Here is a 16,270-nt window from a genome sequence, read left to right on the forward strand (position 1 = left end):
GCTTCATGGGAAGCTGGATTCTCTATTTATTATCTTAAATTTGAATGTATCAATTCTGTGACTGTAGCTGTTTTTGTTCCAAACATTGTTTTTGCCCAGGTCCCGGGCTTTCTTAATCGTTCTAAAATTAAAAAAAGAGCAAACCCTTCATCCTGTGACCACCATTTTTTATTTCGCCTAACCCCTTCAATAGCGATATTTTTATCAATTTTACCTCCTTTGGGATCAATGAGCCATAGATACATGGAGTATTGTCCAAGACCTTCCATCGTAAGAAATAGATCATCAATTTCGGATAGACTCCGGTATTGATTTTTAAAATAATTCTTTTGTCTTCGCTCCATAAAATTTAATCCTTTTAATACCTCTTTTTTATTAAGCTTTCCATCAGAAATACTGTTGTAAAAACTGTTGACTTCATAATTATAAAGATCAGTATACTCACTGTTTTTGCTGAAAATATTCTGAACGATATCGTCACTAAACTCTGTTCCGAAGTTATTTTTCTTTTCATACTGTGTGATTTTTGTTCCAAAACTCTCCATTTGTTGTGAATGAGAAAATTCATGAATAAAAACACCGGTAATTAAGTTATCCAGTCCAAGCTCTTTACTCTGAATTCCTGCTTTTTTCCAAAAACCTGGCAAAGGCATTACAAAAAAAGATTGATGGTTACTGTCGGGGATCTCTGAAGCGAATGACAATATTCCAACGGGTACTTTTGTTCTATCCGGTAAAGTAAGGGTGTCATGATGAAGTGCCCTTTTCCAGGATAATTTTAGATTTAAAAGAGTAGGACCATTTATAGATTCACCATTCCCTACAGAAATAGAAGAGGTAGAGTATATGTATTTTTCATCAAAGAATACAAATTGTACAGGTTGTAGCGTGTTAATTTTATAAATGTCCTTATAAACCAATGTCCATGCGGAAAACCAATGACTTGTTGCCCTATTGAACTCACCGTCTGCGTCTTGCTGGCCAAATATTTTTAATTGAAAAATAAAGAGTATGATTAAAAAGTATATTTTTCTCATTTTCAACACTTTTTGTAGAAAACTAATATACAAAATTGGTCATTAAAAAAGAGACCCTAAGGTCTCTTGTATTAATTGAATAAATCTTTTACTTTATCAAAAAAAGTTTTTTCCTTTCCGGACGGTTCTGCAACCATTTCTCCGCTGGACATTTGCTTTTCGAAGAAATCTTTTTGATCTTTCGTAAGCTTCTGTGGAGTCCATACATTGATGTGAATAAACATATCACCTTTTCCATAGCTGTCAATACTAGGAAGTCCTTTGCCGGCAAGTCTCAGGATTTTTCCGGATTGTGTTCCCGGATCAACCGTAATTTTTACTTTTCCGCCTACGGTAGGAATTTCTTTCTTAGTTCCTAAAGCTGCTTCAGCAAATGAAACATACAATTCCTGGTGAAGATTATCGCCTTCTCTTTTGATTGTTTGGTCTACTTCCTCTTCAATAATCACCAACAGATCTCCGGGAGTTCCTCCAAAAGGAGCATCATTCCCTTTTCCTCTTACATTAAGCTGAATTCCATCTCTGGCTCCTGCCGGAATGTTGATTGTGATTTCCTCTTCATCTTTTACCAAACCTTGTGCATTGGCACCAGCCGGAATTTTATCTGCAACTTTTCCGATTCCCTGACAAGTAGAACATGTTGTTTGAGTCTGCATCTGACCAAACATTGTATTCATTACTTTCAATTGAACACCGGAACCGTTACACGTAGGACATGTTTTTGAAGTGGCACCTTCGGCCATCTTCATTTTTTTTACTTTAATGGTTTTGTGAGTTCCGTTTACCATTTCCTCAAGATTCAGCTTGATTCTGATTCTTAAATTAGAACCTTTCACCTGCTGGCGTCCTCCGCCACCACCACCGAATCCACCGAAACCACCACCACCGAAAATATCTCCAAACTGGCTGAAAATATCCTCCATGTTCATTCCGCCTCCGAAGCCACCACCTCCGAAACCGCCATTTCCTCCCATTCCGGCATGGCCGAACTGGTCATATCTTGCACGTTTCTGATCGTCGCTTAATACCTCATAGGCCTCAGCTGCTTCTTTAAATTTTTCTTCAGCCTCTTTGTCGCCTGGATTTTTATCCGGGTGATACTTGATGGCCATTTTACGGTATGACTTCTTTATTTCGTCGGATGATGCAGATTTACTGATCTCGAGAACCTCGTAATAATCTCTTTTTGACATGACAATGTTATAATTGATTATTGATAAATGATAAAAGATATTTTAAAATTTAATAAGTGAAATATTCATCCATTATCACTCATCATTTATCATTTATGAATTTTAGTTTCCTGTTACTACTTTTGCAAAACGAATTACTTTATCACTTAAAGTATATCCTGTTTCAATAACGTCTACAATTTTTCCTTTTAAGTCTTCTGATGGGGCAGGGATTTGAGTGATAGCCTCATGGAAATCAACGTTAAAACTGTCACCAGCTTTTACCTCCATTGCCTGTAGTCCTTTTTCAGTAAGTTTATTTTTGAATTTCTGATAGATCAATTCTACTCCTTGTAAATCAGCCGCATTTCCGTTTTTAGCAATTTCTTTTAATGCTCTTTCAAAATCATCTAAAACCCCCAACATAGAAACCATCATGTCCTGATTGGCATATTGGAAGAATTCCATCTTTTCTTTAGACGTTCTTTTTTTATAGTTTTCGAATTCAGCATACAATCTGATGTAACGGTCTTTTTCTTCTGCCAAAAGTTCCTCAGCAGAAGGAGTTGCTGTCACATTGTCCTGAGATGTTGCTTCGTTCTGAACATTGTTTTCTTCCTGATTATTGATGCTTTCTTCGTTAATATCCTGGTTTTCCATAATTCAATATTTATTTACTGAATTGTTTGACAAAAGGTCTGCCAAATGAAAAAATCAGGACATTAAGGCAGAGAATGAAAATTGAAAGTTGAAAATTTTGATGTTTTTATTGTTCTCCGGTAAATGTCTGGTATAACAGATATAGATTTAAAATAATGATAATAAAAGAAATAATCCAGACACAAACTTTTAAGAAAGGCTTGTTAACAAATTCGCCCATTTTGGCTTTATCATTGGTAAACATCACCAATGGAACTACGGCAAAACTTAATTGCATAGACAAAATAACCTGACTTAAAACCAATAATTCTGTTGTCCCTTTCTCACCATAAAGAATAGCAACGATTAATGCAGGAATAACAGCAATAAGTCTCGTAATTAATCTTCTTAGCCAAGGTTTAAGTCTGATGTTAAGAAAACCTTCCATTACAATCTGCCCGGCAAGAGTTCCGGTAAGTGTTGAATTTTGTCCTGATGCCAATAAGGCAATAGCAAACGCAATACTCGCCATAGAAGCTCCCAAAATAGGGGTCAGCATTTTATAGGCATCGTGAATATCTGCCACATGCTCATTCCCTGTAGTATGGAATGTGGCAGCTGCCAGGATTAATATCGCTCCATTGATGAGAAAAGCCAGCATTAATGATACAGTACTGTCTAAAGTAGCAAATTTGATAGCCTCCTTTTTTCCCTCTCTGTCACGGGTATAATCACGGGTCTGAATAATACTGCTGTGAAGGTATAGATTGTGGGGCATTACGGTTGCTCCAAGAATTCCGATTGCAATGTATAGCATTGCCGGATTCTGAATAATTTCTTTTTGAGGAACCAATCCTCCAAGGATTTCATTGAAGGCAGGTCTTGAAATGACAATTTCGTAGGCAAAGCATGCCAGAATAATAAAGATAAGACCACCCACGATACTTTCTATCCATCGGAACCCTTTTGCCTGAAGTAAAAGGATGACCAAAACATCCACAGTCGTGATTACAATTCCCCAGGTAAGAGGGATATGGAATAATAAATTGAGGGCAATAGCAGAACCTATCACCTCGGCAAGGTCACAGGCGGCAATGGCTATCTCGCATAATATCCAGAGAATAAAATTGGTCGTAGGACTAAAGTGGTCCCGGCAGGCCTGGGCTAAGTCTCTTTCTGTAACAACGCCCAGTTTTACCGATAAATGCTGCAAAACCATGGCAAAAATATTGGAAATTAGAATCACTGAAAGAAGGGTATACCCAAATTGAGCCCCTCCGGCAATATCAGTAGCCCAGTTCCCGGGATCCATATATCCCACAGCAATCATTAAACCAGGGCCTGTAAATGCCAGATATTTTCTCCAGAATGATCCGTTCTTAGGAACTTTTATGGATGAATAAACCTCTGATAATGAATGGTCTGTTTTATCTCGTCGCCAAGCGCTTTTTAAATTGAAATTCATAAATGTTAGAAATGACTAACAAATTTAATTAAATAAATGTAAACACAAAAATCAAAGCAAGAAAAAATCCCGGAAAACACTTTCCGGGATTCTATTTTTATTGATTCTAAAGATTATTTAGCGAATCTTACAGACATTTTTCTGTCCGCAGCTCTTTCAGCATCAGAAGCTTTAGCGTCTACTTTAGCAAATTTGCTACCGTATCCTTCTGCTCCTAATACTTGTGCTCCAACTCCTGCTTTTCCTAAAGCAGCTTTAATAAAATCAGCTCTTGCCTGAGATAATTTTACGTTAGAAGCTTCGTTTCCTGTTTTATCGGTATACCCTCCGATTTTGATTTTAGCATCCGGGAAAGCTTTAAGGATAGCTACTAAGTTATCCAATTGCCCTTGTGAACCTGTTTCCAGATCAGTAGAGCTTCCCATTTTGAAGTTAACATGGTCGAAATCGTACCATTTATCCTTCAGCGCTGAATCATCAGCTGCATTTTTATAACCGTCAGATTTCAGGAAGGCAATCATCTGATCTTCCATACCACCTTTATACCCTTTTAACATCACACCGTTAAGGTCAATGTTTTCATCGGTTTTAGCTGCAGGTGCTGTAGTTGTAGCAGATGGAGTGGTTGTAGCAGAAGAATCAACAGAAGATCCGGCTGTTCCTGTAGAATCAGTGGTCGTTGTTGTCGTGGTCGTCTGCTTTTTCTCACATTGCTTCCAAAGGAAATATCCGGCTGCAATTAACAATAAAAGCGGAAGTAACCATTTCCAGATTGATCCTCCGCCTTGATTGTTATTATTGTTGTTATTAAATTGCTCTCTAATCTCTCTTGCTCCTTCAGAAACATTTTCTCTAGCTGTTGCAACACCTTCAGCGATGTTATCTTTAGCTGTAGAAGTTACCGAAGAAACAGTTTCCTTAGCCTGTCCAAACCAATTCTCAGCTCCTAATCCAAAGGAAGCTAAAGAAAGACCTGCCGGCAATAAAGAAGAGATAATGCCTTTCTGGTCATTCAGTAAGCTGGAAATACCTGAAGCGCCCAAATTATTGTCTGCTGCGTACTTTCCTACAGTGCCTACCGTCGCTCCGGTTACCAGATTTAACAAAGAACCTGCAGAGTTATTGCTGATTCCTGAAAAACTGGCAATGGAGTTTACTAATCCTCCTATCTTATCTCCAAATAGTGAAGATAATAAACCGGTAATAATAGGATTGTTAGATGATCCACCTAATAAATTTCCTAGAATTCCACTTGAAGAGGCTTTCGTAATAGCATCCACAACCCCAGGGTTGTCTGCGCTATTGGCTAATCCACCCACTACAGCAGGCAATAAGCCACCAATTGCTTTAGAGATTCCTGATTCACTTTCTCCAAACTGTGATGCAGCCTGTGAAACCAAAGCGGGACCTAATTGTCCTTTAATTAAATCAATGACATTTAAAGACATAATAAATTTTTTTAGATTAATGTTGAGATAAATTTAAACAAAAATCTGTCCAAATGTCACTTTTTTTTGAATATTTCTTTAAAAATTAATGAAGTTTTTAAAAATTATTAAAATTTTTAATACGCTTTTGCGAATAATACACGTCTTTTCGACGGTTTTCCAGAGATAAGGGAAATCCCTTCTTCTATATCATTATCTAAAGGAATACATCTGATAGTAGCCTTGGTTTCATTTTTAATCTGCTCTTCTTCTTCTTCCGTACCATCCCAATGTGCATAGATGAAACCTCCTTTTTCTTCTAAAACCTTTTTGAACTCTTCATAAGAATCTACTTTCGTAATATTTTCTTTTCTGAAGTTGAACGCTTTATTATAAATATCCTGCTGGATTGTTTTTAATAATTCTTCAATATAAGAGTCCAGGCCTTCAATAGAACGAACTTCTTTGGTAAGGTTGTCTCTTCTTGCAATTTCTACAGAGTTATTTTCAAGATCTCTTGGTCCCATTGCAATTCTTACAGGAACACCTTTTAATTCATACTCTGCAAACTTCCATCCCGGTTTATTCTGGGTGTCATTATCAAATTTCACAGAAATACCTTTCGCTTTGAGCTTTGCCTGAATATCCAAAGCTACCTCACTGATCTGGTTAAGCTGCTCTTCTCCTTTAAAGATAGGAACGATAACCACCTGAATCGGTGCCAGTGTTGGAGGTAATACTAATCCGAAATCATCAGAGTGAGTCATAATCAAAGCTCCCATTAAACGGGTTGAGGTTCCCCATGATGTTGCCCATGCATGTTCTATTTTACCTTCTTTGTTGGTGAATTTTACATCAAATGCTTTTGCAAAATTCTGGCCCAGGAAGTGAGAGGTTCCTGCCTGAAGTGCTTTTCCATCCTGCATTAATGCTTCAATACAATAGGTTTCGTCGGCACCGGCAAATCTCTCGGAAGGAGTTTTCAATCCCTGAACAACAGGTATTGCCATGAAGTTTTCAGCAAAATCTGCATAGACTTTGTTCATTTTTTCTGCTTCTTCGATAGCTTCATCTTTTGTAGCGTGAGCTGTATGCCCTTCCTGCCATAAAAATTCTGCTGTTCTCAGAAACAGACGTGTTCTCATTTCCCAACGTACAACATTTGCCCATTGGTTGATTAATATAGGTAAATCTCTGTAAGATTGAATCCAGTTTTTATACGTATTCCAGATGATTGCTTCAGAAGTAGGACGAACAATCAGTTCTTCTTCCAGTTTAGCATCCGGATCTACAATTAGTTTGGAAGGATTATCAGGGTCAGTTTTCAATCTGTAGTGAGTGACAACAGCACACTCCTTTGCAAAACCTTCTGCATTCTTTTCCTCGGCCTCAAACAAGCTTTTGGGCACAAAAAGCGGGAAGTATGCGTTAACGTGACCTGTTTCTTTGAATTTTCTATCCATTTCATCACGCATTTTTTCCCAGATTGCATAACCATATGGTTTGATGACCATACATCCACGCACACCTGAATTTTCAGCTAAATCAGCTTTTACAACCAGCTCATTATACCATTTGCTGTAATCTTCGCTTCTTGAGGTTAATTTTGCCATTATCTTTTAAAATTTTTTAACTTTTGTACAATATTGTTATCTAAAAATAAAAATCTATTTTTGATAGATTTTCTTACCAGTATTTTGGTACATTTTTGGTACAGATTGCAAATATAATTTAAATTAAAAATTTTTACGTTATCATGAAAAGAAATATACATAAAAATTTGCTTGGCTTGTTAAGATCTAAAGGGATTTTGGCAATCTCAGGCGGATTATTGCTTATGTCTTGTGGTGCTCAGATGGGAGGGTATAGCGAGACAGATGGGGTGTATTATGACCCCAACAAGGATACGCTGCCGGAAGGAGTGATCATCAATGGTGGCGGAAACAGAGTAGGTGACTATTACGACTACTATCAGGATTCTAATATAATCCAGAATGCACAAACAAATTCAAGAGAACAACAAAATAAATACAATGAATGGGGAGGTACCGATCTGGGCTGGGGCAACAATGCAACAGACTCTGACTGGGGCTTATATGCAGGATCACAAACCAACTATTATGATAATTCATGGGGATGGGGATCTCCATGGGGCTGGTACGGAGGTTATAGTCCATACTGGGGCATGAACCGCGGCTGGGGCTGGGGTATGGGTATGTCCTGGGGTTGGGGCGGATCATTCGGCTGGGGCTGGGGAGGCTCTTTTGGCTGGGGAAGTCCATACTGGGGATATTCTCCGTACTGGGGTGGATACTATGATCCGTTCTGGGGAGGATATTACGGAAATCCATACTGGGGATATGGTGGTGGTTATTGGGGACACAATTACTACAACAGACCATATCATATGAGAAGCGGATCTGCAGGTGGTTTTGTTGGAAATCCGGGGATTGGTAGTGCTGTATACAGAACAAATACGGCCAACACGGGGTCCGGATTCAGAAATGGAAATAATAATGGCGGAGGTTTCAGAGATGGAAGTTCAGGAGGTTTCCGTCAAGGAAATTCCGGAGGATTCAGACAAGGGAACTCAGGAGGCTTTAGACAACAAGGGAATTCAGGAGGTTTCAGAGATGGAAGCTCAGGAGGTTTCCGACAAGGTAATTCCGGAGGATTCCGTAATTCTGTTCCACAATCAAGACCGGATTATAATTATCAGCAACCAAGAAACAACGGTGGTTTCAGATCTATGGATTCAGGAGGATTCAGATCAGGTAGTGGCTTTGGCGGCGGTAATAGCGGCGGAGGTGGCTTCAGAGGCGGTTCCGGCGGAGGCGGTGGAGGCTTCAGATCCGGTGGTGGTAGCGGTGGTTTCAGATAATACTCAAATTTAAATAAACTATTAAAAAATAATGTTAAAAAAATCTTTAGTATTCATGAGTATTTCTGCTGCACTTTTTGCGCAGGCTCAGGATGTTTCTGTATTAAGAAATACTGTAGATGTATACTCAAACTCTCCTATGGTGGGATCAGCTAAGTTCAATGCAATGGCTGGAGCTAATGGGGCGTTGGGTGGTGATGCTAACTCGTTACTTACCAACCCTGCTGGTTTGGGAGTAGCTATTTCAGGAGAGGTTTCTGGAACTTTATCCATATCGGGTAATAAAAACCGTAGCTCTTTAGGGGGGGCGGCTGTAGATTATACAAAGACCAAAGGTGATCTGGGAAATGCAGGAGGAGTGATTGCTTTTCCGTTAATGACTGAAACAGCATGGAAATTTATTAATATCGGGATTAATTTCTCAAACCAGTCTTTAGATAATGTTATACAGTCTCCAGGAAATGCTAATATTACAGCCAGTTTGCCGGACGGGCAAGCTTCATTGGCAGGGCATGCTTATTCCAGATATGGAAACTTGTCAAAAATGAGTTTTGGTGTTGGAGCTAATTATAATCATAATTTATACATCGGAGCAGGATTTAATTTCTTCAATGCATCGATTGATCAGGGGGATCAATTAGCATTCCGGATGGCGAACAATAATGCTCTTGATTTTTTTGATAAACAGTATAGCCCTTACTATGAAAGATCTTCAGGATTTTCTGCTTCGTTAGGGGTAATAGGTAAGTTAAGCCCTAATTTCAGATTAGGAGCATCCCTTGAAACACCTACATTCTGGAACATAGACAGAGAATTTAATTTCTATAATCATCCTACTTATGGTAATGGTTCGGGAGCTGAAAGCAGAAAGTTTACTTCTCCACTTAAAGCAACGGTGAGTGCTGCGTTTGTAGCGAATAAAAATTTCTCATTGAATGTAGATTATACTTTAGGACTTACAAAACCTGACTACAAAGTATATGGAAATCCTGAAAGAGAATTGAATGATTTCTTTAAGGATAATTATAAAAACATGTCTGAAGTAAGAGTAGGAGCTGAGTACAGACTACAACAGGTGAGATTAAGAGGAGGATATTCTTATTTGTCTAATCCTATGGATGCTATTAATATCACAAGGTTTGATAATGGCGGTGGTGTAGGAGATGAAACATACAATAACCTTATGTTGAGTGACAGAAATCTGATTTCATTCGGTATAGGATATGATTTCAAATCATTCTACATTGATGCTTCTTACCAGAATATAACTTCTAAATACAGTAATCCTTTTATGAGAGGATTTGTAGGGAACAATTTTGACTCGGCTTATTATTCAATCGATTCAAAATCGATTTATGAAAATGGCAATTATGCAGTAAGTGATGTGAAAAATAGCAGAAACAATTTCTTCCTGACCGTAGGATGGAAGTTCTAAGTTTCTTACCAATATATCAATTAAAAGCTCCGAAAAAATCGGAGCTTTTTTTGTTTTATCAATTTATTTTGCAATATTAATCCGGATTCTGAATCAGATTTGGTTGAATCTGTATTTGTTGTTCGGGAATATATTCAATAATTCTGTTGCTGGTATAAGGAACTGTATAAAAAGGATTGTTTCCGTTTAAATGGGTTCCCGGATAATTTCTGTCAAGGGTCAATTTGTTTCTGAATACATCATATTTCCTATGTGCTTCGAAGGCCATTTCAATTCTTCTTTCCTGTAAAACGACATCCAAAATTGTCTGTCCCGTCGGAACAGAAGAATAAGTAGGAATTCCTGCTCTTGTTCTGATGATATTAACATCAGCCAATGCAGCGGCAGAATTTCCTTGTTTAGCATAAGCTTCTGCCCGGTTAAGATACATTTCTGCCAATCTTAAAATAACAGGGGACCATAATTGTGGTATTCCTTCCTGTAATGAACATTTTAAAATATAAAATTTCGGATACCCGTTTCTTTTATCCAAATCATTGTCAAGATTAATGTAAACCTTGGCGTTATTTGAGTTAATGAAATAATAATTGGTTTTGGACGGGGAAACTTCTGACAGTACCTGGTAATTCACATTATTCATGGTGAAATAGGTATTTCCACCTTGCTGGAAAGTCTTCTGGAAAATATAATTATAAGTTATTCCTCCTGTGGAGTTGGTGCCCTGCTGTACCCAATACGCAACCGGAGTGGATGGACTGCTGTATTTGGGTGAAATGAATTTTAGTCTTGCATCCTGTGGATTTTGATTGATTAAATCTAAATAAGATGAAGAAGCATACATTTCTCCCCAACCTACATTCTGGATATTGGCATACATGGATCCTATGGTGTACCAGCCATTATTATAATCACCATCTCTGTTATATTTAAAAGCGAAAATAGTTTCTTTGTTGGTTTCAGGTGTTTTAGTTGCGTAAGAAGGAAGTTCAGCGTTTGACAGCAATTGGTATTTTCCCGAATTGATAACCTTTTCAGCATATTCTATGGCTTTATCATTATTTTCCATATAAAGATAGACACGAGACAGTAATGCCTGAGCAGACTCTTTAGATGCATAAATGTTATTTTTATCTATGGTCATCAATTGCTCTGCCTTTTTTAAATCATTGATGATCTGATCATAAATTTGTCCTACTGTTGCCCTGGGTGGAAGATCGTTGACGTCATCAGAGGTTTTCAAAGGAACTCCGGGGTTGCCTGCTCCCTGATTGTAAGGTTTCCCAAATACATTGACTAAGGAGAAATATACATATGCCCTGAGGAAATAATTTTCACCGATCAATTGATTCGTTGGTGCATCTTTACCTTCGGAAATTTTTGAAATAACCCTGTTGCAACCAATAATTGCTTTATAGCCTGCATTCCAGACCGTATTTGATCGGCCATTATTTTTAATACTTCTGTAATTATAATAATAGAAAAACTGATCAGTGGTTGTTCCGCTGATGTCAATATTATCTCCGCCATATTCACCAATTCTGTAAAGATTATTGAAAAAACCACCTCCGTCTGCGTCACCTTTTAAGAGGGCGTAGTTTCCCAGAGTAATGGTTTGTAGTCCTGCCGGGTCTGTTAATATTTCGTCAGATTCTTTTGAGTTGTATGGTGACCGGTCTATATTGCATGACACTAAGGTTAATGCTAATAATGTTAAAAATATTTTTTTCATGATTTTGTCAATTTAAAAAGAGAAATTAATGCCTAAAGAAAACCTTCTGGGAATAGGATATATTGCTCCTGCATTTCCGGAATACGGGTTGCCATTCACTTTATCGGCATCGGATGGACCTACTTCAGGATCAATTCCTGAAAATTTAGTAATGGTAAATAAATTTTCACCCATAATATAAATGCTGGCAGAGGTCATTTTAATCTTTTCTGTTAAAGATTTAGGAAAATTATACCCCAGCCTGAGAGATCTGAATTTTACATAGCTTGCATCTTCCAGATAACGTGAAGAGGGTTTGTTGGTCAGGGTGTTATTATTGAAAATTCCTATTGGATGGGTTGCTATATCACCTGGTTTTTCCCATCTGTTCCAACTGTCTTTTAGCACCATTTGATTGTAATAAGGATAGGCTCCGTCTGAATCGAATAATTCTCTATAAGAATTGTAAATTTGCCCTCCTTGTGAGAAATAGATGTTGGCATTAAGATAAAAATTTCTGATCGTAAGATTAGTACTGAAAGATCCATAATAATCTGGTGTAGCAGCACCTACAATTTGTAGAGTTGCCTGATTATAGTTGGATGTCAGGCTTCTGCTCCCGTCTGCATTAATCACTTCCCATTGTCCGGCACCATTATCAGGATTCACCCCCATCCATTTTCTCATATAAAAAGAGGTGACATCATATCCGGAAATTGCCACCTGGTTATTAGACAGTAGTTGTGTGCTGTTATTTCTGGTTGAAAGAACCCTGTTGTTATAAGTACTGATATTAAATCCAATATCCCAATTCACATTCTGGGATCTGATAATGGAATAGCTAAGATTAAATTCCCAACCTTTGTTTCTTACATCACCTACGTTCAAGTATTGCCTGTCGACCCCTGTTAATGAAGGGAGTGTAACAAGCATGAGTAAATCTTTGGTTTTATTGTTGAAATAATCAACATTTAAGGTTAATCTGTTATTGAATGCTTTAATATCGGTTCCGATATTATTCTGATAAATAGATTCCCATGTTAAATTACGATTGCCCAGCTGATTCCATGTTGCTCCTATCTGCCCATCATATACCTGAGTTAAAGCATACAAATCCTGCCATCCGTAATTTGGACTGGGTGTATTTCCTACAAGCCCTCTGCTGGCCCTTAATTTCCATTCGTCGATCTGTTTTACCTGAAAAAAATTTTCTTTTTGAATATTCCATCCCAAGCTATAGGAGTAAAATAATCCGTTTCTTTGGCTGGCTCCGAATGAGGAAGATGATTCACTTCTTAACGAACCCTGAACAAAGTATTTTTTATCATATACATATTCAGTATTAAACAGGAAAGCATTGTAAGCTCTGTCAAGTTTTGTTCCTGAAGGTTTTGCTCCTGTCGTAGCTCCGGTATCAAAGATTTCTGTTCCGGGAACTATCCCATATACGCCTGCTTTTGATAATTTGTAGAATCTGTCAGTATATTCATAAGCAGCTAATGCATTTACGTTGTGAACTCCGAAGTCCTTATCAAATCTCAACATCTGATTGAAGAATTTACTGATATCTTTAATATAGGATTCTGCTAATCCACCTTTATTACTTTCTCCTGCTATGGATCTTGGATCTGTATAATACATGTCATCATAATTTTTATAAGTGACATTATTAGTAGTAACAAACTTCAGGTAATCTGTAAGCTTAATTTCTGCATCAAAATTCCCTAACAAATCCAGCTGGTTACTTTTACCATAATTCCATTGTAAATCATATAAGTAATTAGTGTAATCTCTTCCGTACCAGGTTATATTGGGAGCATTAGGATTTACTAAATCTCCATTGGAATATCGCGGATTGTCCCATGGCATATTGAGATACATCTGATAGAGCGAACCTTGTCTGTCTTTTCCTGTCGTATAGGATAAGCTTACTTTAGGCTTTATGGTTAACCATGGTTGTACTTTTTGTTCATGATTGATTCTAAAAGATAGCCTGTTGAAGTCATAACTTTTAACCGTTCCACTTTCATTATAGTAATTTCCTGAGATATAGGTTTTTGAAGTTGGTGAACCTCCTCTGAAATCTATGGTGTAATTTTGTACAGCTCCTGTCTGGGTTCCATTTTTCAACCAGTTGTAGCTGTCGTTTCTAAGTTGCTCTGGCAGGGCAGGTGCATTTTTTAATGAAGTAAAATAATCATACAGCTGAGTTCCATCCATCAGCTTAAAACGTCCATTATTAAATGTATTAAAAGAACTATTCATTGAAATGCTTAAAGTTCCCTTTCCTGAATTTCCTGACTTGGTGAATACCTGGACAATCCCGTTTGCTCCCCTGGAGCCATATAAGGCTGTAGACGTTGCATCTTTTAAAATGTTAATACTTTCAATTTGGTTGGGGTCCAAATTCGGAGTTCCTGTCATCATGACTCCATCTACCACCCATAGAGCCTGGCTGGGACCGTTAATAGTGGAGGTTCCTCTGATTTTTACAGTTGCTGTAGACCCGGGACCACCGCCTCCCTGCATAACTTGTGCTCCCGCTGCTTTTCCTTGTAAGAGACTTGATACATTGGAAGTGTTTGCATCTTTTAATTTTTTGTCTGAAATAATTGAAACGGCAGCAGTTAAACTCGATCTCTTCTGAGCTTTGTAACCTACAATAACAATATCCTCAATTTTATTTTCCTGTAGGGTATCTTTTTTTTGGGTCGTTTGAGCAGATAATGCTCCACAGATTAAAAAGAAATACCCCCCCGTCGTCAAACGGCTAGTTTTTTTATTCATACATAAGTGATTTGGTGACTTTGGCTAATGTACAAAAAAAACACATCAATATTAATATGATGTGAAAAGTGATAATAATTAAAATATTATAGATTCTGTATGTTGATATGATATTTATTCGTTAAAATAATTATTTTAATGAAAATGAGTCGGTTGGCTTTTGAAAGAAATTATTTTCAGATACTTACAATAGATTCGGAGTTGCTTAAGAAAAAATAAAAGATGAAGATTCAAACGGTTCTTAAAGGTTGGTAACGGGAGGGTGGGTGTGGAAAACATGCATCATAAGAGCTAATAAAACACCAGTTATCACCAATCCTATCTTTATCCAGTCAATATTGTGATTTTTATTGCTTTCAAAAATAATGACTGATGAGATATGAAGGAAGATACCTCCTACAATGGCAAGGAAATACGGTTGCAGATTGGGATTAAAATAATTACCCAATAGCATTCCCATTGGAGAAGCGAGGGCGAATAAAGCTACAATAAGTAAAGAAGGATAGGAAGAACTTTTTGAATCTTTCTTTCCATTGAATAAAAATGCACCCAGAATAAATGAAATAGGCAAATTATGAAATACAATTCCTAAAAGGTAAGGGGAAATTTCATGTTGCTCATTGGCCAAAGGAATTCCTTCGATAAAAGCATGAACAAACAGTCCTACCATCAAAGCAACCGGAAGGATATTATGTTCATTATGATGATGAAAGTGCCCATGTTCAAAACCTTTGGTCAATGCTTCAAGGATCATTTGTAAAAGAACCCCTACAATGACAAAAATTCCCAGGTTACTGCTTTCCCCGGAAGTGTATACCTGAGGAAAAACTTCGTTCAGGCAAATTGTGATCAAAAAACCGGCACTTAATATCAATAGATTTTTGGCCAGCTTTTCTTTTTTGCCAAAGTGTTTTCCCAGAAAAACTCCTGTAATGACACTTAAAATCAGTAAAAGTACTGCTATCATTATTTTTTCTTAAATAAATTGATACAACGCGGAGAAGTTTCTTTCGTAAATTCGTTCAGCTGATAATCTCCCCAGATTTTTATTCTTTCAAAACCACATTCCGAGGCATAAGCATTGATTGCTTCTAAAGTATGAAGTTTTACTTTTTCAAAGAAATGAAAAGATTTTCCATCTGCCTCAAAGCGAATATCTTTAATAACATGCCTTCCTTCTATTTTTTTCAGGATTTTGAAGTCGATGTCACCACGGGTAATTATTGTTTCCGGAACCATGTTTTTTCTTACGTACTCTTCATTCAGATAATCCAGTACAAAATATCCTCCTGGTTTCAGGGCATTATGAACGGATTGAAAGACTTTTTTATCATCATTTTCATTGTCAAAGTACCCAAAACTTGTAAATAAATTGAAAACGGCATCCATAGGATCAGCATCAATCGGGTTTCTCATATCGTGAACTTCAAAAATCAAGGTTTGATTTTCATATTGTTTATCAGATTCAATGCTTTGTCTGGAAAGATCAAGTCCTAATACATCGTACCCCAATTTGTTGAGAAAAACAGAGTGTCTTCCCTTTCCACAGGCAAGATCTATGATTTTAGACTGAGGTGGAAGCTGAAGATCCGTAGTCAATTTAGTAATAAAGTTTTCAGCTTCAGTATAGTCTCTGTTGCTATATAATAAATGATAATAAGGGGTATCAAACCAAGATTCAAACCATTCCATAATGCAAAAATAACTAAATTTGTGCGG

12 protein-coding genes are annotated in these 16,270 nt (G+C 37.3%); 2 read left to right on the forward strand and 10 right to left on the reverse strand.

Annotated elements, in window-relative coordinates; all coding sequences use genetic code 11:
* Positions 1 to 29: 29 nt before the first annotated feature.
* From C1631_RS13520 to proS, 6 genes are all read right to left on the reverse strand, one after another.
* Positions 30 to 1,037: a hypothetical protein gene (locus C1631_RS13520; RefSeq protein WP_109712723.1), complete on the reverse strand. Its 1,008-nt coding sequence runs from the start codon at positions 1,035 to 1,037 to the stop codon at positions 30 to 32.
* Between the two features lie 71 nt (positions 1,038 to 1,108).
* Positions 1,109 to 2,230 carry a molecular chaperone DnaJ gene (dnaJ, locus tag C1631_RS13525; protein ID WP_109712725.1) on the reverse strand — a complete coding sequence of 374 codons (1,122 nt, stop codon included), beginning with the start codon at positions 2,228 to 2,230 and terminating at the stop codon, positions 1,109 to 1,111.
* A 102-nt stretch (positions 2,231 to 2,332) separates the two neighbouring features.
* Positions 2,333 to 2,869 (reverse strand): nucleotide exchange factor GrpE, encoded by a 537-nt coding sequence (locus C1631_RS13530; RefSeq protein WP_109712727.1) that lies wholly within the window; start codon positions 2,867 to 2,869, stop codon positions 2,333 to 2,335.
* Positions 2,870 to 2,975: 106 nt separating this feature from the next.
* Positions 2,976 to 4,313 (reverse strand): Nramp family divalent metal transporter, encoded by a 1,338-nt coding sequence (locus tag C1631_RS13535; RefSeq protein ID WP_109712729.1) that lies wholly within the window; start codon positions 4,311 to 4,313, stop codon positions 2,976 to 2,978.
* Between the two features lie 113 nt (positions 4,314 to 4,426).
* Positions 4,427 to 5,761, reverse strand: coding sequence for an OmpA family protein (locus tag C1631_RS13540; protein ID WP_103249328.1), 1,335 nt, complete (start codon positions 5,759 to 5,761; stop codon positions 4,427 to 4,429).
* 116 nt (positions 5,762 to 5,877) lie between these two features.
* A complete protein-coding gene (gene proS, locus C1631_RS13545) occupies positions 5,878 to 7,353 on the reverse strand; it encodes a proline--tRNA ligase (RefSeq protein WP_109712731.1) in 1,476 nt (491 codons plus the stop codon).
* 143 nt (positions 7,354 to 7,496) lie between these two features.
* On the opposite strand from proS, the gene C1631_RS24095 reads away from it, so the two are divergent.
* Both C1631_RS24095 and C1631_RS13555 read left to right on the forward strand, forming a co-directional pair.
* Positions 7,497 to 8,621, forward strand: coding sequence for a prolyl-tRNA synthetase (locus C1631_RS24095; RefSeq protein WP_109712733.1), 1,125 nt, complete (start codon positions 7,497 to 7,499; stop codon positions 8,619 to 8,621).
* Between the two features lie 55 nt (positions 8,622 to 8,676).
* Positions 8,677 to 10,056, forward strand: coding sequence for an OmpP1/FadL family transporter (locus C1631_RS13555; RefSeq protein WP_228441233.1), 1,380 nt, complete (start codon positions 8,677 to 8,679; stop codon positions 10,054 to 10,056).
* A 76-nt stretch (positions 10,057 to 10,132) separates the two neighbouring features.
* On the opposite strand, the gene C1631_RS13560 is transcribed toward C1631_RS13555, so the two are convergent.
* The 4 genes from C1631_RS13560 to C1631_RS13575 all read right to left on the reverse strand — a co-directional run bounded on the left by C1631_RS13560 (position 10,133) and on the right by C1631_RS13575 (position 16,243).
* Positions 10,133 to 11,785 carry a RagB/SusD family nutrient uptake outer membrane protein gene (locus tag C1631_RS13560; RefSeq protein ID WP_109712737.1) on the reverse strand — a complete coding sequence of 551 codons (1,653 nt, stop codon included), beginning with the start codon at positions 11,783 to 11,785 and terminating at the stop codon, positions 10,133 to 10,135.
* 12 nt (positions 11,786 to 11,797) lie between these two features.
* Positions 11,798 to 14,551: a SusC/RagA family TonB-linked outer membrane protein gene (locus tag C1631_RS13565; RefSeq protein ID WP_109712739.1), complete on the reverse strand. Its 2,754-nt coding sequence runs from the start codon at positions 14,549 to 14,551 to the stop codon at positions 11,798 to 11,800.
* Between the two features lie 241 nt (positions 14,552 to 14,792).
* Positions 14,793 to 15,515 (reverse strand): ZIP family metal transporter, encoded by a 723-nt coding sequence (locus C1631_RS13570; RefSeq protein WP_103249386.1) that lies wholly within the window; start codon positions 15,513 to 15,515, stop codon positions 14,793 to 14,795.
* Positions 15,516 to 15,517: 2 nt separating this feature from the next.
* Positions 15,518 to 16,243 (reverse strand): class I SAM-dependent DNA methyltransferase, encoded by a 726-nt coding sequence (locus C1631_RS13575; protein WP_109712741.1) that lies wholly within the window; start codon positions 16,241 to 16,243, stop codon positions 15,518 to 15,520.
* Positions 16,244 to 16,270: the final 27 nt, after the last annotated feature.

Origin of the sequence: Chryseobacterium phosphatilyticum (genome assembly GCF_002899825.2) — a bacterium.
Classification (GTDB): domain Bacteria; phylum Bacteroidota; class Bacteroidia; order Flavobacteriales; family Weeksellaceae; genus Chryseobacterium; species Chryseobacterium phosphatilyticum.

Excerpts from the sequence above, each read along its gene's own strand:
- C1631_RS13530 (WP_109712727.1), bottom strand. The coding sequence starts at position 2,869 with ATGGAAAACCAGGATATTAACGAAGAAAGCATCAATAATCAGGAAGAA.
- C1631_RS13560 (WP_109712737.1), bottom strand. The coding sequence starts at position 11,785 with ATGAAAAAAATATTTTTAACATTATTAGCATTAACCTTAGTGTCATGC.
- C1631_RS13535 (WP_109712729.1), bottom strand. The coding sequence starts at position 4,313 with ATGAATTTCAATTTAAAAAGCGCTTGGCGACGAGATAAAACAGACCAT.
- proS (WP_109712731.1), bottom strand. The coding sequence starts at position 7,353 with ATGGCAAAATTAACCTCAAGAAGCGAAGATTACAGCAAATGGTATAAT.
- C1631_RS13555 (WP_228441233.1), top strand. The coding sequence starts at position 8,677 with ATGAGTATTTCTGCTGCACTTTTTGCGCAGGCTCAGGATGTTTCTGTA.
- dnaJ (WP_109712725.1), bottom strand. The coding sequence starts at position 2,230 with ATGTCAAAAAGAGATTATTACGAGGTTCTCGAGATCAGTAAATCTGCA.
- C1631_RS13565 (WP_109712739.1), bottom strand. The coding sequence starts at position 14,551 with ATGAATAAAAAAACTAGCCGTTTGACGACGGGGGGGTATTTCTTTTTA.
- C1631_RS13540 (WP_103249328.1), bottom strand. The coding sequence starts at position 5,761 with ATGTCTTTAAATGTCATTGATTTAATTAAAGGACAATTAGGTCCCGCT.
- C1631_RS13520 (WP_109712723.1), bottom strand. The coding sequence starts at position 1,037 with ATGAGAAAAATATACTTTTTAATCATACTCTTTATTTTTCAATTAAAA.
- C1631_RS13575 (WP_109712741.1), bottom strand. The coding sequence starts at position 16,243 with ATGGAATGGTTTGAATCTTGGTTTGATACCCCTTATTATCATTTATTA.
- C1631_RS24095 (WP_109712733.1), top strand. The coding sequence starts at position 7,497 with ATGAAAAGAAATATACATAAAAATTTGCTTGGCTTGTTAAGATCTAAA.